We start from the raw sequence: 23,392 nt of genomic DNA on the forward strand, positions 1-23,392 counted from the left end.
ATATGACTAAATTATTAGCAAATTATCAAGATTCAGAGCATGTTGATAGTTTTGCATTGATTAAAAGTGCGGATGTACGGTTGACCAAAAATGGAAAAACATATATTGGGTTAGTGTTTTCTGATAGGTCCGGTGATTTACCAGGAAATTTATGGGATGCTACCGAGGATCAGATAGCTCGCCTTATTCCTGGTAAAATTGTAAAATTGCAGGGTGTGCGTGGTTCATATCATGATCAGCCACAAGTCCAAATTACCAGTGTTCGTCTAACTGACTCTGGTGAACCTGAAAATCCGTCTGACTTCATGGTTCATGCACCAATTAAAGAATCAGACATGAATGATGCCTTAAATGACTATATTCTGTTGATTGTTAATCCGACATGGAATCGTTTAGTACGTCGCTTATTTACACAATATCATGACGCATTTTTACGTTATCCAGCTGCCAAATCAAATCATCATGCATTTGCTGGTGGTTTGGCATTTCACTCATTATCTATTGCAAAGTTAGCTCAAAGTGTCTCGAAACAATATCCTCAGTTAAATCAAGAATTGCTGATTGCGGGGGCTTTGTTGCATGATTTAGGGAAAACGATTGAATTATCTGGGCCAGTTGCGACACAATACACTTTGTCAGGTAATTTAATTGGGCACATTACATTGATTGATGAACAAATTGTGTTGGCAGCGCAAGAATTAAAGTTTGATTTGCAGGATGAGGATTTGATATTATTGCGCCATGTGGTACTATCACACCATGGTATCCTAGAATATGGATCACCAGTTAGACCAGTCGTTATGGAGGCAGAAGTTTTACATCAATTAGACGAGCTTGATGCTGGTATTCAGATGATGACTGGGGTATTGGAAAAGACGGCTGAAGGTTCCTTTTCAGATAGAGTTTTTGGTTTAGATAATCGCAAGTTCTATAAACCCGAAAGCCGTGACCAAACAACTTTGTGACGGTAAACATAAAAAGAGCGATCCCATTGGAATCGCTCTTTTTATGTTTACTTTGAAGAACTTGAAGAACTTGAAGAACTTGAAGAACTTGAAGAACTTGAAGAGATGCCGGCCGTGAGATAACTGCTCAATGAATTCTTCAAATCAGTGTCTTTCACATTGACGTCGTTTTTGCGCAAAATTTTACCAATAATGGATTGAATTTCTGTCGTGTTACTTGAATCACTGATGAAGTCACTGACAATCTTATTTGACAACTTACTACGAACTTTGCTCATTGCAGGTTTTGTGGTTGTTTTGTCTAATTGAATCACGTAGTAGCCACTAGAACTACCTGTTACAGGGTCTGTTGAATAATCGCCAACCTTTGATAATTTGAATGCTGCGGTTTGAACGGCAGAATCCACTGTTGAACTTGTTGAATCAAATGCTGGTAATTGACCATTTGATGAAGCATATGTGGTATCAGTTGAGTATTTTTTATAGACCGTTGCCCACTTGTCACCATTTTTTAAGGCTGCAATAGCTTCTTTAGCAGAAGCTTCATCCTTAGCGGTAATCATCGAAATGGTTGTACTTTGATGATAACTAGCATAAGCTTTTTTCAACTGTTTTTGGGTGACTTTATAGTTAGCTTTGATAGCGGCGTTCATAATCAAATTATTTTTCACATTTGTTTTAAATTGATCTTCGGTCAAATTATTTGATGCCAGAACTGTTTTAAATGACGAGCCGTACTGTGCTTTTTGAGTATCATACGCAGTTTGAACATCGCTTTTTGAAACTTTGTTGCCATATTTGGCTGCCAACACTTTATTGATGACCATATTAGCGAATTCTTGCTGACCAGCTGATGACTTTTTAAAGTCATTGTAGAATTCTTTTTGTGTGATCTTTCCGACGTTAGTTGTGACCAACGTTTTGGATGAATTAAACCCTAGGAAGATAAGCCCGCCGACGAAAATGACAACGAGCAATCCCCAAATAAACTTTCTCATGAGTGATTATTTTCCTTTTCTAAATACAATACTAAATATTCTACCATAAAATGAACTATCGCGCTCTATATTTAGACAACTCATGGTCAATGTGTTGTTGGCTTTTGGCGATACGATCAAGATGTGGCTGATTTTTGAAATTCATTTTTTCAATATCTATTTGAACTTCCTCACCAACATTTTGAACATGCTTCAATTGCTCAGTTAAAGTTGCTTGCTGTTGTTGGAGTTGTTTCAATAAAGCTGAAATCTCTTTGAGATCAGCTATTAACGACTTTAATTGATTAAACAGCTTCATATTGACCTCCATGGTTAGTTACTGCATTTCTAAAATTGGGCAGCGATACTGTCCGCAATTTTTTGATAACGTTCTGGTGAAAATTCTGCGCTGTTGTCAATTGTTGGTGCTAGTTTGCTGTTTAAGTTATCATTATCAAATCTTGGAATGATGTGCCAGTGAGAATGGCGAACGGTTTGACCAGCAGAAACACCGTTATTGGACTGTATATTGATGCCAGTAATGTCAGGATTGCTTGCTTTTACTGCGGCAGCGATAACTGGTAATTTCAACAATACTTTTTTGGCAATGTCATCTGTGTAATCAAAAATATCAACCACATCAGCTTTTGGCACAAGTAATGTATGACCGGGTGTCACTTGAGAGATGTCAAGAAACGCTAAAACGTCTTCATCTTCATAAACTTTGTAACTTGGGATTTCACCTGCTATAATTTTGTCAAAAATATCCATTTATCTTGCTCCATTTCAATTTACTGACTTTATTATATCAAATATTGACTGGTGCCTGTTATAATAGAAGCTATGGGACTTAAAATTAACAATCTATCTGGTGGTTATGCCGGTAATAACGTTTTAAAAAATGTCACCTTTGATGTGCCTGATGGTAACATTGTGGCATTAATTGGTTTAAATGGCGCTGGTAAATCAACGACAATCAACCACATTATCGGCGAGCTTCAACCGCAAATGGGCACAATTGAGTTGAATGGGATTAATTTGGTTCAAGATCCAACTGGCTTTAAATCACAAATTGCTTATATTCCAGAACAACCCATTTTGTATGATGAATTGACATTGGGCGAACATTTACATTTGATGCTGGCTGCTCATAACATTGATGATGAAATTGCTTGGCAGCGTGCGGAACAGTTATTGAAACGCTTCCGATTAGATGATAAGCTACACTGGTTGCCAGTTCATTTTTCAAAAGGGATGCGACAGAAAGTCATGTTGATATCCGCCTTTATGCTAGATGCGCCGCTAATTATTATCGATGAACCTTTTTTAGGTTTAGACACGGTTGCACAAAAAGATGTCGTCAAATTGATTCATGAGCAAGCTAACAAAGGAAACAGTGTTTTGATGACGACGCATTTATTAGCCTCGGCCGCTGAATTTGTAGACCAATTTGTAGTATTGCATGATGGTAAGTCACGATTCATAGGGACACCACAAGCTTTGGCTGAGGAAAACCAGTTGCAGTTGGATCAGTTGGATGATTTTTTTGACCTTGTCCAGCGGGAGCTAGCCGATGAAAGTTGATAGTTTGTTTCAGGAACGATTACGGCGTGCGCAGAAAACAAATGTTAGATATCTACGTTTATTGTTTAATGATCATTTCATTCTCTTTTTGATGATTGCTTTAGGTGCTGGTATACTAGGCTATCGTGATCTGCTTACAGCACATCAGTCTGTGACCTATTGGCATTCAATTTGGTGGCAGGCAATAAGCATTGTATGGTTGCTAGTTGGCTTGCAATTTGGTAACCTTGTTACTTATTTTAAACCTGCCGATCGTCTTTATTTGTTTGCGAATGATCATGATATTATTAAATCTTATTTGGCTATGGCTATGCGATTGAGCGCATTCTATGCATCAGTTTGGCAAATGATATTTATCGCTGTGATTGCGCCGATATTGTGGCGAATGGATGTTGATAATTGGTCACGACTATTTTTTTTGATTATCTTTGTGATTAGTTACAAGATGTTGTTATTGATGTACGAGCGGGATAAGCTTTTTTTGAAATCTCGTCGGTTGACAATCGCTATTTTTGAGCCGGATGCCATTGCTGAAAAAATATTGTTCAGGTTTTTAGTACCGGGCACCTTGTTAGCTTTTATCATTGGTTTGTCGACGGATCAATCGAATGTTATGGTAATTATTTGGTTACTATTTGCAGGAATAGTTGTGCGATATTTTGCAGTGACTGAAAGCAAATCACAATTATTTGCAATTGATTGGTTGAGGGCAACGTCTCAGGCACAAGTTCAGCAGCAGCGAACGTTACATTTTTTTGCGTTATTTGCTGAAGTGCCACATCAGCCAAAGACAATTAAACGTCGTCGTTATTTGGATTCTTTGCTGAAGCGATTGACTAAAGGACAAGGAAGTCTATTTCAACTATTTTTGACACGATTAGCCAGAGACACGGAAATATTGCCCCTAATTATACGGTTATTTTTAGTTGGAGTTGTGCTAGTTATTGCATTGAAGTCGGCACCGTTATGGTTAATTATGATTATTGCTGCTGCAGTATTGTATTTAATCACGTTTCAAATGTTACCACTATATGATGATACGCAAAAAAACTTGTGGACAAGATTGATACCTATTTCAAAAGTAGAAAGATTAAAATCTTTTGCTAGAGTACAAATGATTGTTGCGATACCAGTTATTTTGATGATGTTTGTCATTGTATTATTTATCCGACCACTGAATGAGACACCAGTGATTTTAGTGACTATGTTGATAGTTGAATTCATCATGCTAAAATTTTATATTCCAAAAAATAGTCACAAAAATAAAAAATAATGGAGAGAAAACATGCATTTACGTGCGAAACCTTGGGCTAACGAATGGTTAACTAATCACTCAGATATTGTGATTGATCAAGACAGAGCGACAGATCAAATCGGTCAATGGCAAAAATTGTTTGACCAAGAGCAACCAATTCATGTAGAAATTGGTTCTGGAAAAGGTCAATTTATCTTAGGGATGGCTTTAGCGCATCCAGAAATCAATTATATTGGTATGGAGATACAAGAGACCGCGATTGCAATTGCTGCTCGAAAGAGCTTTGATCAAGTTGGAAAATTGCCAAATTTGCGTTATATATACGGTAATGGGAATGGTGTCGAAACTTATTTTGAAAAGTCTGAAATCGATAAAGTTTATTTGAATTTTTCTGATCCATGGCCCAAAAAGCGTCATGAGGCACGACGTTTGACGTATCGTTCATTTTTACAATCATACGAAGCGGTTTTGCCTGATCAGGGTGAAGTTGAATTCAAAACAGATAATCGTCATTTATTTGAGTATTCATTAGTTAGCTTTATGACCTATGGCATGCGTTGGTCTGCAGAAGATTATACACTTGATTTGCACGCTGACCCTGATAAAGTGATGGGAAATGTTGAAACCGAGTATGAACAGAAGTTCATGGCAAAGGGACAACCAATTTATAAAGTAAAGGCTCACTTTTAGAGCAACAAGGGTTACAGCGTTTTATATCAACAAAAAACAACGTCTAATTTAGACGTTGTTTTTTGCTTTCTGGGGACATTTTGAGGGACTTGCGGATAAAAAGTCCAACGTTATTTCGTCCTCTTTGTGTTCTTTTCTTTCCAAATTTTTAATCGATCTAACGTATTCTTAGTAGTATAATTACTGCTATTGGAGGGTTGAAATGAAACGAAAACATATCATCGGAATTTATGTGGGAATCTTAACAGCAGTCACACTACTTGCGACAGAATGGTTAAGCCTTGATTTAGGTAAATCAATATTTATAGTCTTAATTACTGTGTTAATTGGAAGTACCTTGATGGAAAAACTAATTAAGTAGATAATATTTAGTCGTGTAGGGCTTTTTATAAAAAAATATTAGCTATGGAATGTTGGTTGAAAAATAGAAATCATAGTAGGAAACCTAACATATTTTAATCCTAATATGATGTTGTGTTATATACTAAAAAAGTAATGTTACCAAGCATTGCCAGCCTAACAGGTTTTTTAACGTCCATTATCTTCCCTGTTAGGTTTTTTTATGCTTTCTTTGCAGAATCAAAACAAAATATTGACGTCTTATATACAAAAGGTTGATAGAATGAAAGAGCAATGTGTTAGTATACATTGTTATCGACCAGCAGTATTATATCCTACCGTCCTGTATTATAATCTGCGCTGCTGGTTAAAATGTCAATTTCTCCCTGAAAGAAGACATAATAGGTTCGTTGTAAGCGATTACAACGAACCGTTTTTTTTGTACGATTTGAAAAATATTGATGCATCTCAATATAACGAAAGTAATTTATTCAAGGTGAAATCGTTTACAATTTAGGACACTTACGGTAAAATGTAATTGTAACATCAAATAAACCTCAAGGAGATCATCTTATGTCAGTTGAAGAAAAGTTTGATAATGCTAAGGACAAGGTTGCTGGTAAAGCAAAAGAAGTTGAAGGCAAGGTTACCGGTGACAAAGGTCGCGAAGCAGAAGGAAAAGTACAAAACCTCTTTGGTAAAGCCAAAGATAAGTTTGTTGATGCAGCAGATGCTGTAAAAGACAAAACCGAAGACGCTGTTGACGCAGTAAAAGACGGTATTGATAATCTTAAAAAGTAATGATTCAAAAACGGCTTGTAGCCGTTTTTTTTTTTTGACTTTTAAACGTAAATAATAAATATAAGAAAAAGTATACCAAGACATAGACAAACCCCTGATAACAAAGTTAGCAGGGGTGATGTGACACTATTATCCAAGACCAATATTTAACGAAAATTAAGACTAATTTTGTGATTTTATTCACTGATGCTAGCCATTTTGATTTAAATGTGATATCATAAAGATATGGCAAAAGAAAAAACAACTAAATCAGGAAATATTCCATTGCGTATTGATCCAGAGTTACATCAGGTTTTGGCTGAAAAAGCGAAACTAGAAGGCCGATCACTAAATAATTATTTGACCAAGATTTTAGAAGATGGTGTTAAGCCTAAATCTTTTGAAGATCGGCAGTTTGTAGGGCATGTGATTTCAGGACATGATTTTGATTTGGACAACCGGCTGGTTAAAGTGTCAGGCATTTATTATCGTTATTTGATAGATAATGCTTCGGCGGCGAGATATGATGCTAATTACGTTATTTTAGAGGCTAATGGCAATATTTTGACTTTACGTGAATTAGTTGCTGAGCTTCACTAGCTGTTGCCAGTACTGATGTGAACAACGTTAAAATGGGGGTTGACTGTGCAGTGTGTTTTTTAACACAACGCACGACAGCCAAGAGAGTAGATAGGGAGAAACAAAATGTTATTTTTTAGAATCGTACCGCAAAACAATGCAGGATTAGTTGAAACATTGGGAAAATACAAGTCTCGTAAAGAAGCTGGTTTGCATTTTTACATTCCATTTTTGCAAACAATTCGCAATGTGAGCTTAGCAATGCGACCATTACGTTTACCAGATTATTCGGTTATTACGGCTGATAATGCTGATATTAAGGCGAGTGTGACATTAAACTACCACGTTACCAATGCGGTCAAATACATGTATGAAAACACTGATTCAGTTGAATCGATGGCGCAATTGGTTCGAGGCCATCTGCGTGATATCATTGGTCGTATGGAATTAAATGAAGCGCTGGGCTCAACTACCAAAATCAATGTACAGCTGGCCGATGCAATTGGTGATTTAACTAATACTTATGGCATCAATGTTGATCGTATCAACATTGATGAACTACGACCATCAGTTTCGATTCAAGAGGCCATGGACAAGCAGCTGACTGCTGATCGTGAGCGTGTAGCTACAATTGCAAAAGCTGAAGGTGAGGCACGTTCAATAGAATTGACAACAAAAGCCAAAAATGATGCTTTAATGGCAACAGCGAAGGCTGAAGCTGATGCCACAAAGACGCGTGCTGAAGCCGAGCGATATCGAATTGACACAGTGCAAGCTGGTTTGGCTGGCGCCGATGACAAGTATTTCCAAAACCAATCAATCAATGCCTTTTCAACCTTGGCACAATCATCAGCTAACCTAGTCGTTGTCGATGGCAAAGAAATTGATTCCCTTGGTAAATTACCAGTTGCTGGCAAACTATTAGGCAAAGGTCTAAAATGAAACACTTATTGATGCAACAAAAACTATTTTCGCTCAAAGGTGAATTTTCAATTATGAATGAGCATGATCAGATTGAGTACACTGTGGCCGGTAGCTTTTGGCGAATCCCAAAGTATTTTGAAATTTATGACAAACAAAATCAAATCATTGCGCGGTTAACACATCGTGTTTGGCAGTTGTTGCCCAAATTTTCTCTTGAAATTAATGGATTTCCCGAAAGCATAGAAATTGCTAAACGCTTTAGTATTTTAAAACCCAAATATGATATTGCTGGATTAGGTATTACTGTAACGGGTAATTTTTGGGACATGAATTTTGCTATTCAAAAAGATGGATTTGAGATTGGACGAGTTGATCAACGGTGGTTGGCAATGTCGAGCACATATGACATCAATATTGAAGATGAACAGTATGAAACACTTGTGATTGCTTTGGTTGTTGCAATTGATTATGTGAAAGCACAAGAGCGGGCGAGCTCAGTGAGTTCGGCAAACTAATAAAAATCGTGGTAACACGGTTTTTATTTTAAAACCTATTTCGTTAAAATCCTAAATAGATGATATAATTAAGTTAAAACATTAACAGGAGTTGATATGGCATTACAGGAAACGATGAAAGCTTTATCTAATCCAGTTCGGCGAGAAATTTTAATGATGCTAAAAACTGGTGCCCAGCCAGCAGGCGATATCGCGCAACATTTCGAATTGAGTCAGGCAACAATTTCAGCACATTTATCTTTGCTGAAACATGCGGACCTGATTCGGGAACAAAAGTACAAAAATTATATTTATTATGAATTGAATTTATCGGTATTTGAAGAAGCCACGCTGTGGCTGAAAGGATTTACAAATGAAAAATAGCAAGATATTGTTGCCTAATTTAATTAGTTTATTACCCATTGTCTATGGCGGTCTGTTATGGCAATATTTACCGCAACAATTACCAATCCATTTTGGCATCAATGGACAGCCAGATCAGTATGCACCAAAGCTAATTGCTGTGATTGGATTACCAGTGCTAATAATTGTTGTGAATTACGTTATTATTAGGTCAATGAAGCATAAAGGTAGTGATAATCAAAAGGTATTTACTGTCATTATTTGGAGTTTGCCTTTACTTTTAAATGTCGTTCAAATTGTGACTTTTATGTACGCGCTAAATTATCACATCAATATAGGTTCTGTCATTTTACCAGTAATTGGTCTTTTGTTTATTGTTTTGGGTAATTACTTGCCTAAAACGACGCCAAATTATATGGTCGGAATTCGTTTGCCAGAAACGTTACATAATAGTGAAAATTGGCAGAAAACGAACCGAATAGGTGGGTTTGTAATGGTATTTGCTGGGTGTATATTGATTATTACTGGAATAATCGGCAATACTATTGCAGTAATAGGATTCATTCTGTCAATGGTGCTGATTATCGTAGTGCCAACTATTTATGCTATTTGGTTAGGTCATCATCAATAAAATTGATATTTGTAACGAGAAAGACTGTTCATGATATAATGTAGGGCATGAATGATTATAATCAAAAAAACATATTAGTGGTGGTCTCAGGTAGCGTGGCGGCTTATAAATCTGCTATTTTAGTTCGCGAGTTGATTAAATTTGGTGCACATGTGCGTGTGGCAATGACCAGTTCTGCACAAGAATTTATCACCGCTAAGACACTATCTGTTTTGTCGCAAAATGACGTTTTAACAGATCTTTTTGCTCAACAAGATGCAACAGTATTACACATTGAATGGGCACAATGGGCGGATCAAATTTTTGTTGTGCCTGCGACGGCAAATTTAATTGGTAAAATTGCTAATGGCATTGCTGATGACGCTGTTACCGCGACAATTATGGCGTCTGACGCTGACAAGATTATTGCACCGGCTATGAATGATGTGATGTTAAATAATCCTGCTGTTCAGCGCAATATAAAAGGACTTGAGCAAGATGGTTGGCTTATCATTTCTCCAGAGATTGGCTTTCTAGCAGAAGGTTATGAGGCCAAAGGACGTTTACCAGAACCGATTGAAATACTGTCACAAACAGCGATTCGATTACGAGCACGTAAGGCAAAACTGCTAAATAAAAAGGTCATTATTACGGCTGGTGGGACCAAAGAATCAATTGACCCTGTCCGCTACATTACTAATCGATCCAGTGGTAAAATGGGATTTGCTCTGGCGCAAGCAGCCGTTGAGGCTGGGGCAAAGGTCACTTTAATTTCAACTCAAAAAGCGCCACAAATATATGGTGTGGACGTAGTTTATGTCAGTACAGCTGCAGAGATGTATCAACAAGTGCAATCCTTGTTTGTAACCGCCGATATTTTCATTAGTGCAGCCGCGGTTTCTGATTATCGACCTGCTAATGAAGCGAGCCAAAAAATCAAAAAAGAAGGATCAGAGGGGTTGAATTTATCGTTAGTTCAAAATGTTGATATTTTGTCAGAAATTGGTCATTCAAAAACAAGTAATCAATTCGTAGTAGGTTTTGCTGCGGAAACGAATAATTTAATGGCCTATGCGCAAAAAAAATTAAAGACCAAACAAGCAGATATGCTCATTGCAAATGATGTGAGTCGTAGTGATGTTGGATTTAATTCAGATGACAACGCCATTACAATATTGGTGCCAGACCAAAAACCTGAAACGACAATGCTATTACCAAAAATTGAAATTGCCCGTTTAATCATGAATCGGATAGGACAAACATTCGCATAATAAGGCTGGATGTGCTAAAATAAACTGTTAAATAACGTTTTATGGAGGTCAATATGGTAGAAGAAGTTGCAGAAAATACTTCTGGTTTTAATATTGGGGATGTCTTACTGGCACCAGCTTATGGGAATTTGGAAAAACCATTTACCGGTCAAGTTGAAAAGATTTATGATAACGCATTATTAGTTGAAATCACTGAAAATGATCCTGTTGATCAACCAACTGTTAACGAGATGAACCACCGCGCTGTGGTGCGCATGGATGAAGTCGAAGTAATTAAACACGCTCCAGCACCAGAAAAGAAAGCTGAAGAAGAGGCTTAAAGCGTTGCCGTGACGAATGTCTTGTGTTTTTGCTAGCTTATCAAACATTAGGCAATTCTGATTGAATTTCCATTTCTTGTATATGACTAGAAATGGTTTTTTTATTTTTTCGGCGAAATAATGCTGTGAATACGGTATAATATAAGTACTATACAATGCGCATGTGCGGCCTATCTTGCTGAAAGATTATTAATTCAAGAACAAATATGTGTCATTATGTGCCTATAAGCATGATTGTAGGCAATAAATTATTAATAAATAAGGATAATATGATGTCAAATAATCAACCCGTCATCGCGGCTTTAGCCGCAGTTTTAACTGATCTGTCAACCGAGCAAATTGTAGAAAAACTTGAAGCTCCGAAGTCATCTGAGCTTGGTGACGTCGCCTTTCCAACTTTTACTTTAGCTAAGACATTACACAAGGCACCACAACAAATTGCCAATGATATTGTTGCTAAGATTGATCAAAATGGTTTTGAAAAAGTCGTTGCTACTGGACCATATGTCAATTTCTTTTTGGATAAATATGCAACCTCAAATCAGACAATTAAGACCATTATTGACTTGAAAGGTGCTTATGGTGATAATACAAATGGCAACGGCGCGAATGTTACCATTGATATGTCTAGTCCAAATATTGCAAAACCTATGTCAATGGGACATCTAAGGTCTACTGTGATCGGTAATGCGTTAGCTAATATCACTAAAAAAAATGGTTTTAATCCAGTAAAAATTAATCATCTCGGGGACTGGGGAACACAGTTTGGTAAATTAATTTATGCTTACAAAACATGGGGATCAGAAGCAGAAGTTAAAGCAGATCCTATCGCTACGCTCTTGCGCTATTATGTTGAATTTCATGAAAAGGCAAAAGAAGATGATAGCTTGAATGATCAAGGACGTGCTTGGTTTAAAAAATTAGAAGATGGTGATGAAGAAGCACATCAATTATGGCAATGGTTCAGAGCCGAGTCATTGAAAGAATTTACACAAATCTACGACCGTTTGGATATTGAATTTGACTCATTTAACGGGGAAGCCTTTTATAATGATAAGATGGATAAAGTAGTGGACATCTTGACTGACAAAGAGATTTTGATCAAATCTCAAGGTGCCCAAATTGTTGATTTATCAGCCATTAATCCAAATTTGACCCCTGCTATGATTAAGCGGTCCGACGGGGCAACGCTGTATATGACTCGAGATTTAGCTGCGGCTATCTATCGTAAAGAGACGTACAATTTTGCCAAGTCACTTTATGTTGTTGGTGGCGAGCAACGTGAGCACTTCGTCCAAATGAAAGCCGTTTTGTCGTTAATGGGATTTGATTGGGCAGACGATGTGGAACATATTGCTTTTGGATTGATTACTTTTAACGGTAAAAAAATGTCGACTCGTAAAGGCGACGTTGTGTTGCTGAAAGATGTTTTGGATGATGCGCATGAACTCGCTTTGAAGCAAATTAAAGAGAAAAATCCTGAGTTGCAAAATAAACCCCTTGTTGCGGAACAAGTTGGTGCTGGCGCGGTTGTTTTCCATGATTTGATGAATGACCGTACAAACAATTTTGATTTTAACTTAGAAGAAGTTGTTCGGTTTGAGGGAGATACTGGTCCATATGTTCAATATACGAACGCGCGTGCAAAATCTATTTTGCGTAAAGCAAATACTGAGATTGACCCAACCACTTTAAATCTTAACGATGATAGCACTTGGGATATTGTGACGACGTTAAATAACTTTCCACAAACGGTCGAAAGAGCGTGGCAGCAACGTGAAGCAAGCGTTATTGCTAAATACGCATTAACATTATCAAGAGCGTTTAACAAATATTATGCGAATTCTAAAATTTTAACAGTAGATGATCAACTTAATGCACGCCTAGCATTAGTTCAAGCTGTTTCAATTGTTTTGACAGAAAGTCTGCGCTTGCTGGGTGTTAAAGCACCGGAAGAAATGTAAGTAGTGGATTGACGCGAGTCTTTAAGGGAGAAATCTATGATTTCAAAACAAAAACGTCAAGAAATGATTCTTGATATTATTCAGCATCAAACGATTTCAAATCAAGAAGATTTATTGGCACAATTAAACGGCCGTGGTGTTGAAACGACACAAACTACTATTTCAAGGGACATTCGTGCTTTAAATATTGTTCGTCAAAAAGATAGCGTTGGTCAATTGCGCTATCAGCAATTGCAGGAGACCACAGTTGAAAAAACCGAAAAGGGTTCAACTACAGCAGTTGATGAAGCAATCAAAGAATACGCGTATTTTGCCAAGAGCGTTGCGTTTATGACGATTGTTAAGACAACCGATGGTAGTGGCAATGCCGTTGCCGGTATTATTGACGACGCGAATCTGCCTGAAGTGGTCGCGACACTAGCGGGATTTAATACAATCTATGTGACGAGTACGACTGCCCAGTCCGCTGAACAATTGGCCAATCATTGGGCGGCGTTGATAGGGTGATGCATGACTTGGTTAAAATCTACAATTAAAAAAATTTGGGATAAACTTGGTCCAATCTGGCGCCGTTGGCAATTTGGGCGACTCTTGATTGTGTTATTCATGACTCTGTTCCTTGCAACCAGTGTGTATTTGGTTGTTTTGACCAAAACCGCAAACGTTGAAAACTTAGAAGCTACCCTTTCAGCAACCACTGAGATATATGATGATGAGGGTAAAAAAGCCGGTGAATTGTACTCACAAAAGGGAACTTATGTAAAGTACGATCAAATTTCACAAAACATGCGTGATGCGGTTTTATCAATTGAGGATCGTAATTTTTATCACGAACATGGTTTTTCGGTTAAAGGGATTGCTCGTGCAGCACTGATGTATGTGCGAAATAAGGTAACTGGTTCTAATGCAATTTCCGGTGGTGGCTCAACACTAACCCAGCAATTGGTTAAAAATGCTTATTTAACGCAAGAACAGACTTTTACCCGTAAAGCCAAAGAAATATTTTTGTCAATGCAAGTTGAACAAGATTATTCTAAAAATAAAATTTTCACCATGTATTTAAATAATGCATGGTTTGGTAACGGCGTTTGGGGTGTCGAAGATGCGGCTCAGAAATATTTTGGTGTTCATGCTAGTCAATTGACGACAGCACAGGCAGCAACATTAGCAGGCATGTTGACAAGCCCGGCCCAATTCAACCCGATTGATCATCCAAAAGCATCAGATGCGCGGCGAAATGTTGTACTTGCGACAATGGTGGCAAATAAAAAGCTGACCAAAGCTCAGGCAAGTGTGGCCCAGTCCACAACGACAGTTCTGCATGATACGTATAATGCCTCGGGTGAGTATAAATATCCATGGTTTTTTGATTCAGTTATCAGCGAAGCTATCAAAACATACGGTTTGACCGAAAGCGATGTGATGAATCGCGGCTACAAAATTTATACGACGCTCAATCAAGAAGATCAAACTAATTTACAAAACGACTTTGACAACGATGCTATGTTCAATTATGTGAACAATGCCCAAGCTGCTTCAATTGTTCTAAATGCAAAAAATGGTGGCGTCAGGGCCATCGTCGGTGGTCGTGAAGAGACGCACACTTTCCGTGGCTACAATCGTGCTAACCAAGCGCTTCTATCACCTGGCTCTACGATTAAGCCAATTGTTGTATATGCTCCTGCTTTGCAACGTGGCTATTCCATTGATTCTGAACTGCCAAACAAAGTCATGTCATTTGGTGTCAACGGCAATTTTACGCCAAACAATGCTGGCAATGTCGAAACAGCTGATGTACCAATGTATTCAGCACTTGAGCATTCTTACAATATTCCCGCAGTTTATTTATTAAACAAGATGGGCGTGTCGGTAGGATATAATAGTGCTATCAAATTTGGTTTGCCATTGACTTCCAGTGATAAAACATTGTCGTTAGCCTTAGGTGGTTTGTCAAGTGGTGTTTCACCGCAGCAAATGGCTCAGGCTTATACTGCATTTGCTAATGACGGTGTTATGAGTCAGGCACACTATATTACAAAGATCGTTGATGCCACAGGTAAAGTTATTGTCAATACACCCAAGACAAAACAAACAAGGGTCATTAGTAGCACAGTTGCTGATAATATGACTAGAATGATGTTGGGCACGTATACGAACGGTACAGGTGTTGGGTCGGCACCAAGTGGCTATACGATTGCTGGTAAAACAGGGACAACCGAAAATTCACTCGATCAAAATAATGCTAACTCGTCAAAAGATTCTTGGGCAATGGCTTACACCAAAGACATTGTTGAAGCGACTTGGATGGGACTTGAAGGTAAAAATGCACAATCAAATTCTTTGCCACTTGGCCTAACCTCAACGATGGGGCCATTAGTTAAAACGTCCCTTGAACAGATATTGCCAAATACGAGTCAATCAACATTTACAGTAACTAATCCTAATACAAGTACGAACAGCAGTAATAGTTCTTCATCTAGTGATATCTGGGGTACTATTCAAAAAGATTTCAATACTGGCGTGAAGAAAGCTGTTGATGGTGCTGGCAAACTATGGGATACTGTAACAGGACTTTTTGGACAGTAAATACAAAATAAAAAGGATAGAAAAATGACTGTAAATATTTATGATAATGCCAATGAGATGGCTAAAGTACTAACTGAAACACAACAATACATTGCTTGGCAAAATGCTTTCAGTGATGTACAAGAAGATGCAACATCTAAAGAATTGTTTGGTGAATTTCAACAGATTCAACATGCGGTTCAACAAATGATGCAAACACAGCAACAACCTGATCCAGAAAAAGAAAAGGAATGGGATGCAGTGGCAGCTAAGGTTCAAAATGATGATAAAATCAAGGCGCTAATGAACGCTGAACAGGCGCTCAACACACTTTTGACTGAAATCAACGATATTGTGACAAAGCCAGTTGCTGAGGCATATGCTAAGCTAAATTAAGCAAAATATTTTCACCGGCAGTCATCTGCTGGTGTGTTTTGTATAGGGGACAATAACAAAATGATGAAGTTTATTAAAGAGTGGGTTTTTCCAATAGGATTTGCTGTTTTATTTGTGGTATTGATTCGAACATTTTTGTTTACTGGCGTTAGCGTGAGTGGACCATCGATGCAACCTAATTTGCAGAATAAGGAATTTGTTTTTTTGAATAAAATTGCATCCTACAAGCGTGGGGATGTGATTGTGTTTGATGCCCGTCAAGAAGACCCAAGAATTGCAGATGGCGAGAAAGATTATGTTAAGCGAATTATTGGCATACCTGGCGACACAGTAGCATATCGAAATGGTAATCTATACGTCAATGGCAAACAGGTAAACCAAGACTTCATCAGTGCCAGTGAACGAAAGGAAGGAACAGAAATGTCCTTTGGTACTACTTGGTCTCTCAAAACGTTATCAAGTGGCAATACTTGGCAAGCTAAAGATCGTAATCATACAACTGTGCCCAAGGGAGAGTATTTCGTAATGGGAGATCACCGTTCGGTATCTAATGATGGTCGTTATTTTGGCTTCGTAGATAAGAAGCATATCACTGGTAAGGTGATTGTACCCTTCTGGAACAGCAATAAAGTAGCCAAATCAAATGTAAATCAAGGGGATAAAAATTTCTTTGCAAAGTAGTTTGCACTCCGAGTAGAAAAATGTTAATATATTAACAACAAATGAAACCTTTAACCAGGTCCAGAGAGGCCTGCAAGGATGATAGATACGATTGGTGAAGTGTAGGCTTTTACCCAAATTTTCTAGAACCAAGCAGGTGACTAACTTGCTTGGTTTTTTGTATAAAGAGGGGAAATATGCGTAACTTTTTGAATATAAATACACTAAGCGAACAAAATGTGTTTCAATTAGTTAAACGAGCGATTACATTGAAGTCTGGGGATACACCCAAGCGGTTGCCAATAACGGCTGTGAATTTATTTTTTGAAAATTCAACACGAACGTATAGTAGTTTTCAAATGGCTGAGAATCGGCTTAATTGGCAAAAAATCATCATTAATCCTCAGACAAGTTCAATGACTAAAGGTGAAAGTCTCATTGATACATTGAAAACGCTAAAAGCTATTGGTGTTGATGTAGCAGTCATTAGACATTCTCAGAATGCTTGGTATAAAAATCTATTGACCGCCACTGGACATGATTTGCCACAGCTCGTTAATGCTGGTGACGGTAGCGGGCAGCATCCTTCCCAAAGTTTGTTGGATTTAGTCACAATTTATGAAGAATTTGGTCGATTTAAAGGATTGAATATTCGAATTGTTGGTGACTTGGCCCACTCAAGAGTTGCACGCTCAAATGCTGAAATTTTGAATAATTTGGGCGCAACGCTGACCTTTAGTGGACCAGATAGTTGGCGACCTGACGATTTTACAACATTTGGGTCTTATACAGACATTGATAATGATTGGTCAAATCAAGATGTCGTCATGTTCTTGCGTGTACAGCATGAAAGAATTACGCAAACAGAAAATCAATCATTTTCTAGTAGACAATATCACGAGCAGTTTGGGTTGACACAAGATAGATATGAACGACTAAAAAACACGGCGATTATCATGCATCCAGCACCAGTTAATCGTGATGTAGAAATTGCTGATGAACTGGTTGAAGCACCACAATCTAGAATATTTGAACAAATGACAAATGGTGTGTTCGCCAGAATGGCTATTTTAGAATATGTAACGGAGAACGATTAATGACAGTTATCAAAAATGCTAAGGTTTTGCTAAATGATGAATTGGTACAACGTGATGTCCAGTATAAAGATGGTAAAATTGTTGCTATTTCAAAAGTGATCGATGATACCAACGATCGGTATTTTGACGCGAAACAAGCGTTTTTAACCGCAGGATTAATCGATGTTCATGTCCATTTTCGGGAACCAGGGTTTGAGTATAAGGAAACCATTGCCACTGGTTCTAAGGCTGCTGCGCGTGGTGGCTTTACGACAGTCATTGCGATGCCTAATCTTAATCCAGTGCCAGATAATCCGAAACTATTGGCGGATCAAATTCAACGAAATACCGACAACGGTTTGATTCATATTGCGCAGTATGGCGCTATTTCTGCTAATTTGACGGCAACTAAAATTTCTGATATTAAAGGGATGGCTGAGGCGGGTGCAGCCGCGTTTACTAATGATGGTAAAGGTGTTCAGACGGCTGATACCATGTTACAAGCGATGCAAGCAGCAGCATCGGTCAATAAACCGTTAGCAGCTCATCTTGAAGATGATAGTTTATTACACGGTGGCGTTATGAATGCTGGTGCAACGGCACAAAAATTAGAACTGCCAGGCATTACAGGATTGGCTGAAAGTACACAATTAGCGCGTGATTTGGTTCTGGCAAAAGCAACGGGTGTACATTATCATGTTGCCCATATCTCGACGAAAGAATCAGTGGCCTTGGTTCGTATGGCAAAATCAGCAGGAGTTAACGTGACAGCTGAAGTATCGCCACATCATCTGTTGTTAGCAGATGATGATATTAAAAGTGACAATGCTTTGTTTAAAATGAATCCGCCACTGCGTGCCCAAGCAGATAGAGAGGCGTTAATCTCTGGATTACTGGATGGCACCATTGATATGGTCGCCACTGATCATGCACCGCATGGGAGCGAGGAAAAATCAAAATCATTCCGTGAATCCCCATTTGGGATTACCGGAATCGAAACAAGTTTTCAATTGCTTTATACGCATCTTGTTAAAAGTGGTGTGATGACTTTAGCCACACTAATGAAACGCATGGTAGCTTCACCAGCAGAAACTTTTCAACTGAAAGCGCCAACTAATATTGCAGTTGGCGAAGTAGCGGATTTGGCTTTATTTGATTTAGAGCATGAAAGTGACATTACCGTTGATGATTTTCAATCATTGGGTAAAAATTCACCTTTCGTTGGTTGGCGAGTATTTGGTAAAACGTTGGCAACTTGGGTTGATGGTGAAATAGTTTACGAGGATCAAACAAAATGAAAAAAAGATATTTAGTTTTAGAGAACGGATCAATTTATGAAGGTGAAGCGTTTGGCGCAGATACTGACGTGATGGCTGAGTTAGTTTTTAACACAGGTATGTCTGGTTATCAGGAATCAATTACTGACTTATCATATCGTGGTGAAATAATTGTTTTCACTTATCCTTTGATTGGCAACTATGGTGTTAATCGTGATGATTTTGAAAGTTTACGTCCAGCCGCCTCAGCAATTGTTGTGCATGAAATTGCTCGGCGACCAAGTAATTGGCGTCAAATGATGAGCTTACCTGAATGGGCAGAAAAAAGTGGTATGCCAGGTATTAGTGGTGTTGATACCCGAGCTTTAACTAAAGAATTACGCGATTTTGGTGTCATGAAGGCTGCTTTAGTAGATGAAGTCACTGAAGAAACATTAAGTACTTTGAAAAATTTTCAATCATCAAATACCATGGTGGCTGATGCCACAACTAAAACACAATATCAAAATCCAACTGATGGCGTATCAATTGCATTGATTGATTTTGGTTTAAAAAATTCAATTTTACGTTCTTTAGCGAAGCGTGGTGCGAATGTGATGGTTTTTCCAGCTGATGTGGCCGCTGAAACAGTTTTAGCAGCTAATCCGGATGGCATTTTGTTGTCAAATGGGCCTGGAGACCCGCGGGATGCTGCCTATGCTATTCCAACGATTCAAGCGCTAGAAGAGAAGGTACCGTTGATGGGAATTTGCTTAGGTCATCAGCTATTTGCCCTTGCCAACGGTGCAGAAACGTATAAATTAAAATTTGGTCATCGGGGATTTAACCATGCTGTTCGTCATTTATCAAAAGAACGTCTGGACTTCACTTCGCAAAATCATGGCTACGCTGTTGACCGTGATAGCCTCGCTAATACAGATTTAGTGGTGACGCATGAAGAAATCAACGACCACACGATTGAAGGTTTGCGTTTGAAAAAGCATCACGCTTTCTCGGTTCAGTTCCATCCTGATGCTGCACCTGGTCCACATGACGCAGAATACTTGTTTGACGATTTTCTAACAATGATTGCAGATGCAAAAAAGGAGACAACTCAAAATGCCTAAACGTAACGACATCAAAAAAGTGTTGGTCATTGGTTCAGGTCCCATTGTGATTGGGCAAGCAGCTGAATTTGACTATTCGGGTACACAAGCTGCTTTGAGTTTGAAAGAGGAAGGTTATGATGTTATTCTGGTTAATTCTAATCCAGCAACAATCATGACTGACTCAGAAATTGCTGATAAAGTGTATATCGAACCATTGTCACTCGATTTTATCGAACGTATTTTGCGCAAAGAACGACCAGACGCAATTTTACCAACATTAGGCGGTCAAACAGGCTTAAATATGGCTAAGGACTTGTCTGAAGCGGGCATTTTAGATGATTTAAATATTGAACTATTAGGCACTAAACTTTCGGCTATTGAAGAAGCTGAAGATCGTGAAGAATTTAAAGATTTAATGGAACGACTTCATGAACCAATTCCAGAATCAACAATTGCTACGACGGTTGACGAAGCTATCGCATTTGCTGATGAACATGGTTATCCTGTTATTGTGCGTCCTGCTTATACTTTAGGCGGAACTGGTGGCGGAATTGCAGAAAACCATTCAGAGTTACTAGCGATTGCGGCCAATGGCTTGGAGTTGTCTCCAGTGACACAAGTTTTGATTGAGCGCTCAATTGCTGGTTACAAGGAAATTGAATTTGAAGTGATGCGCGATGCACATGACAATGCGTTGGTAGTGGCTTCAATGGAAAATTTTGATCCGGTCGGTATTCATACGGGCGATTCAATTGTGACAGCGCCAGTTCAAACGTTATCAGACCGTGAAGTTCAAATGATGCGTGACGCAGCTTTGAAAATTATTCGTGCTCTAAAAATTGAGGGCGGCGTTAATATTCAGATGGCGTTAGATCCGAAGTCTTACAAATATTACATCATTGAGGTTAACCCACGTGTTTCAAGATCATCTGCTTTGGCTTCAAAAGCAACCGGTTATCCTATTGCTAAGATGGCTGCCAAAATTGCAGTTGGTTTAACACTAGATGAAATTATCAATCCTGTTACTGGTACAACCAAAGCAGAATTTGAACCAGCATTAGATTATGTCGTTGTGAAAATTCCGCGTTGGCCGTTTGATAAATTTAGTTCAGCTGATCGTCGACTTGGCACTCAAATGAAGGCGACAGGAGAAGTTATGGCTATTGGTCGTAACATGGAAGAAGCTTTGTTAAAGGCTGTTCGTTCTTTGGAAATTGGTGCTGTTGGACTTGATGATGTGACATTTGATAATTTGTCAGATGAAGCGTTGATGCAAGCACTCATGCCAGCGCGAGATGATCGTTTATTTATGATTGCCGAACTATTACGTCGCGGTATTTCGCTTGAAGCCATTCATGATAAAACGCTGATTGATGAGTTTTTCTTAGATAAAGTATTGCATATTATTGAAATTGAGCAAGAATTAGCAGAGCACGTCAATGATGTTGATTACTTGCAGTATGCTAAAAAGAATGGCTTTGCTGATGCTACAATTGCAAAAATTTGGCACCAGTCAATGTCAGAAGTACGTCAACTTCGCCACTCAAAACACTTGTTACCTGTGTATAAAATGGTTGACACTGTAGCGGCTGAATTCGAATCAAAAACACCGTATTACTATGCTACCTATGAAAAAGAAAATGAATCGGTTGTTTCTGATAAAAAAAGCGTGATTGTTTTAGGATCAGGTCCAATTCGAATTGGTCAAGGTGTGGAATTTGATTACGCAACTGTGCATGCAGTGAAAGCAATTCAGCGCGCAGGATATGAAGCAATAATCATGAATTCTAATCCTGAAACGGTTTCAACGGATTTTTCTGTGTCTGATAAATTGTATTTTGAACCTTTAACATTAGAAGATGTTTTGAATGTGATAGATTTAGAACAGCCTATTGGTGTCGTTGTGCAATTTGGTGGTCAAACAGCTATTAATTTGGCGCAACCGCTCACTGATAATGGTGTTCAGATTTTGGGAACAACGGTTGAAGATTTAAATCGTGCTGAAGATCGTGAAGCATTTGATCAAGTGATTAAACAACTCGCATTACCACAACCAGTGGGTAAAACAGCTACAACTGTTGCTGATGCTTTGAGTGCAGCTCAAGAAATTGGTTATCCAGTTCTCATCCGACCATCTTATGTTTTGGGTGGTCGAGCTATGGAAATTGTGTCATCTGACGAAGAACTAAAAGACTATATGCAGCGCGCAGTCAAAGTTTCTAATGATCATCCAGTATTGATTGACTCATACCTCGTTGGTCAGGAAGCCGAAGTGGATGTCCTATCAGATGGTGAAACTGCTGTAATTCCTGGTATTATGGAGCATATTGAACGTGCCGGTGTACATTCTGGTGATTCAATGTCAGTATATCCGCCACAATATTTGTCACAAAAAGTGCAACATGAAATGGTTAACGCGGCCATTAACTTAGCTAAATCATTGAACACAGTTGGCTTAATGAATGTGCAATTTGTCATTCATGAAAATACAGCCTATGTAATTGAAGTGAACCCCCGTGCCTCGCGTACAGTGCCATTTATTTCAAAAGTGACCCATCTGCCATTGGCACAATTAGCTACTCGTGTGATGCTAGGTGAAAAATTGGCTGATATGGGATTTGAAACAGGTCTTGTTCCAGCCGATGACATGGTTCATGTCAAAGCGCCAATCTTTTCATTTACTAAATTGCCAGATGTCGATTCACTACTTGGACCTGAAATGAAGTCAACTGGGGAAGTCATGGGGTCGGATACAACTTTGCCAAAAGCATTGTATAAAGCCTTTGTTGCTTCAAATATTAAGGTACCGCAATATGGTAACGTGCTTTTCACAGTCGCAGATGCTGACAAGGAAGAGGCGCTGACCTTAGCGCAACGATTTAATGATCTCGGATTTGCAATCTTTGCTACCGCCGGTACAGGTAGTTACCTTGCAGCTAATGCGTTACCAGTCGAAATCTTAGATAAAATTTCAGAATCTGATAACAATTCAGTTGTTGCATTGCGTGAACAAAAATTGCAAATTGTCATCAATACTACCCAGGCTGATGAACGTGCAGAGAGCGATGGCCGGTTGATTCGAAATGCAGCCATCGAAAATGCCGTGCCATTGTTTACGGCACTGGACACAGTTAAAGCGTTTTTGGAAGTTCTAGAGTCACGTAGCTTTACAGTTAAAGAGATGCAATAATAATAAAGGACTAATAAAAGCAGCC

At 38.5% G+C, this 23,392-nt stretch carries 25 protein-coding genes; 22 read left to right on the forward strand and 3 right to left on the reverse strand.

The genetic code is table 11. The features are described from left to right. Positions 1-2: 2 nt before the first annotated feature. Positions 3-965, forward strand: a complete 963-nt coding sequence (locus tag FF105_RS03860; protein ID WP_010277581.1) for a 3'-5' exoribonuclease YhaM family protein — start codon at positions 3-5, stop codon at positions 963-965. A gap of 47 nt (positions 966-1,012) precedes the next feature. Here the strand turns inward: FF105_RS03860 and FF105_RS03865 are convergent, their stop codons facing one another. From FF105_RS03865 to FF105_RS03875, 3 genes are read right to left on the reverse strand one after another with little or no spacing between them, the layout of a single operon-like run. After that, the gene (locus FF105_RS03865; protein WP_147651341.1) at positions 1,013-1,963 is read right to left on the reverse strand and encodes a peptidyl-prolyl cis-trans isomerase; all 951 of its coding nucleotides are present in this window, start codon (positions 1,961-1,963) and stop codon (positions 1,013-1,015) included. 55 nt (positions 1,964-2,018) lie between these two features. Further along, positions 2,019-2,261, reverse strand: coding sequence for a hypothetical protein (locus FF105_RS03870; protein WP_010277574.1), 243 nt, complete (start codon positions 2,259-2,261; stop codon positions 2,019-2,021). 29 nt (positions 2,262-2,290) lie between these two features. Further along, positions 2,291-2,713, reverse strand: a complete 423-nt coding sequence (locus FF105_RS03875) for an HIT family protein (protein WP_010277570.1) — start codon at positions 2,711-2,713, stop codon at positions 2,291-2,293. 72 nt (positions 2,714-2,785) lie between these two features. Here FF105_RS03875 and FF105_RS03880 point away from each other — a divergent pair, with 72 nt between their 5' ends. From FF105_RS03880 to carB, 21 genes are all read left to right on the forward strand, one after another. Beyond that, positions 2,786-3,526 carry an ABC transporter ATP-binding protein gene (locus FF105_RS03880; RefSeq protein ID WP_010277565.1) on the forward strand — a complete coding sequence of 247 codons (741 nt, stop codon included), beginning with the start codon at positions 2,786-2,788 and terminating at the stop codon, positions 3,524-3,526. Beyond that, positions 3,516-4,799 (forward strand): ABC transporter permease, encoded by a 1,284-nt coding sequence (locus FF105_RS03885; RefSeq protein WP_010277562.1) that lies wholly within the window; start codon positions 3,516-3,518, stop codon positions 4,797-4,799. The genes FF105_RS03880 and FF105_RS03885 overlap by 11 nt, the downstream gene beginning before the upstream one ends. A gap of 12 nt (positions 4,800-4,811) precedes the next feature. Continuing rightward, a complete protein-coding gene (gene trmB / locus FF105_RS03890; RefSeq protein ID WP_010277557.1) occupies positions 4,812-5,471 on the forward strand; it encodes a tRNA (guanosine(46)-N7)-methyltransferase TrmB in 660 nt (219 codons plus the stop codon). A gap of 202 nt (positions 5,472-5,673) precedes the next feature. Next, positions 5,674-5,832 carry a hypothetical protein gene (locus FF105_RS03895; protein WP_010277555.1) on the forward strand — a complete coding sequence of 53 codons (159 nt, stop codon included), beginning with the start codon at positions 5,674-5,676 and terminating at the stop codon, positions 5,830-5,832. Positions 5,833-6,383: 551 nt separating this feature from the next. Beyond that, positions 6,384-6,611: a CsbD family protein gene (locus tag FF105_RS03900; RefSeq protein WP_010277553.1), complete on the forward strand. Its 228-nt coding sequence runs from the start codon at positions 6,384-6,386 to the stop codon at positions 6,609-6,611. Between the two features lie 225 nt (positions 6,612-6,836). After that, the gene (locus FF105_RS03905; RefSeq protein WP_010277551.1) at positions 6,837-7,190 is read left to right on the forward strand and encodes a toxin-antitoxin system HicB family antitoxin; all 354 of its coding nucleotides are present in this window, start codon (positions 6,837-6,839) and stop codon (positions 7,188-7,190) included. A 105-nt stretch (positions 7,191-7,295) separates the two neighbouring features. After that, on the forward strand, positions 7,296-8,111 hold the full coding sequence (locus FF105_RS03910; protein ID WP_010277549.1) for an SPFH domain-containing protein: 816 nt from the start codon (positions 7,296-7,298) through the stop codon (positions 8,109-8,111). 11 nt (positions 8,112-8,122) lie between these two features. After that, positions 8,123-8,608, forward strand: a complete 486-nt coding sequence (locus FF105_RS03915; protein ID WP_228933922.1) for an LURP-one-related/scramblase family protein — start codon at positions 8,123-8,125, stop codon at positions 8,606-8,608. A gap of 96 nt (positions 8,609-8,704) precedes the next feature. Continuing rightward, positions 8,705-8,971 (forward strand): autorepressor SdpR family transcription factor, encoded by a 267-nt coding sequence (locus FF105_RS03920; protein ID WP_010277544.1) that lies wholly within the window; start codon positions 8,705-8,707, stop codon positions 8,969-8,971. Next, positions 8,961-9,581 carry an SdpI family protein gene (locus tag FF105_RS03925; RefSeq protein ID WP_010277542.1) on the forward strand — a complete coding sequence of 207 codons (621 nt, stop codon included), beginning with the start codon at positions 8,961-8,963 and terminating at the stop codon, positions 9,579-9,581. The genes FF105_RS03920 and FF105_RS03925 overlap by 11 nt, the downstream gene beginning before the upstream one ends. A 47-nt stretch (positions 9,582-9,628) precedes the next feature. Further along, on the forward strand, positions 9,629-10,831 hold the full coding sequence (gene coaBC / locus FF105_RS03930) for a bifunctional phosphopantothenoylcysteine decarboxylase/phosphopantothenate--cysteine ligase CoaBC (RefSeq protein WP_010277538.1): 1,203 nt from the start codon (positions 9,629-9,631) through the stop codon (positions 10,829-10,831). Positions 10,832-10,884: 53 nt separating this feature from the next. Continuing rightward, entirely contained in the window at positions 10,885-11,151 is a 267-nt protein-coding gene (locus FF105_RS03935) for a hypothetical protein (RefSeq protein WP_004915218.1), read from the forward strand. A gap of 272 nt (positions 11,152-11,423) precedes the next feature. After that, positions 11,424-13,115, forward strand: coding sequence for an arginine--tRNA ligase (argS, locus tag FF105_RS03940; RefSeq protein WP_147652030.1), 1,692 nt, complete (start codon positions 11,424-11,426; stop codon positions 13,113-13,115). Positions 13,116-13,151: 36 nt separating this feature from the next. Further along, complete coding sequence (locus FF105_RS03945) at positions 13,152-13,622, forward strand: arginine repressor (RefSeq protein WP_010277521.1); 471 nt, start codon at positions 13,152-13,154, stop codon at positions 13,620-13,622. Between the two features lie 3 nt (positions 13,623-13,625). Further along, the gene (locus FF105_RS03950; protein ID WP_010277518.1) at positions 13,626-15,701 is read left to right on the forward strand and encodes a PBP1A family penicillin-binding protein; all 2,076 of its coding nucleotides are present in this window, start codon (positions 13,626-13,628) and stop codon (positions 15,699-15,701) included. A 24-nt stretch (positions 15,702-15,725) separates the two neighbouring features. Further along, complete coding sequence (locus tag FF105_RS03955) at positions 15,726-16,076, forward strand: YlbF family regulator (RefSeq protein WP_010277515.1); 351 nt, start codon at positions 15,726-15,728, stop codon at positions 16,074-16,076. Between the two features lie 60 nt (positions 16,077-16,136). Continuing rightward, on the forward strand, positions 16,137-16,757 hold the full coding sequence (lepB, locus tag FF105_RS03960; protein ID WP_139967549.1) for a signal peptidase I: 621 nt from the start codon (positions 16,137-16,139) through the stop codon (positions 16,755-16,757). A gap of 176 nt (positions 16,758-16,933) precedes the next feature. Further along, entirely contained in the window at positions 16,934-17,833 is a 900-nt protein-coding gene (locus FF105_RS03965; RefSeq protein ID WP_290046355.1) for an aspartate carbamoyltransferase catalytic subunit, read from the forward strand. Then, on the forward strand, positions 17,833-19,110 hold the full coding sequence (locus tag FF105_RS03970; protein WP_010277505.1) for a dihydroorotase: 1,278 nt from the start codon (positions 17,833-17,835) through the stop codon (positions 19,108-19,110). The genes FF105_RS03965 and FF105_RS03970 overlap by 1 nt, the downstream gene beginning before the upstream one ends. Next, positions 19,107-20,195 (forward strand): carbamoyl phosphate synthase small subunit, encoded by a 1,089-nt coding sequence (locus tag FF105_RS03975; RefSeq protein ID WP_290046356.1) that lies wholly within the window; start codon positions 19,107-19,109, stop codon positions 20,193-20,195. The genes FF105_RS03970 and FF105_RS03975 overlap by 4 nt, the downstream gene beginning before the upstream one ends. Further along, complete coding sequence (carB, locus tag FF105_RS03980) at positions 20,188-23,367, forward strand: carbamoyl-phosphate synthase large subunit (RefSeq protein WP_010277500.1); 3,180 nt, start codon at positions 20,188-20,190, stop codon at positions 23,365-23,367. Before FF105_RS03975 ends, carB begins: the two co-directional genes overlap by 8 nt. The last annotated feature ends 25 nt before the right edge of the window (positions 23,368-23,392 follow it).

This window comes from Leuconostoc sp. UCMA20149, assembly GCF_030400235.1.
Classification (GTDB): domain Bacteria; phylum Bacillota; class Bacilli; order Lactobacillales; family Lactobacillaceae; genus Leuconostoc; species Leuconostoc pseudomesenteroides.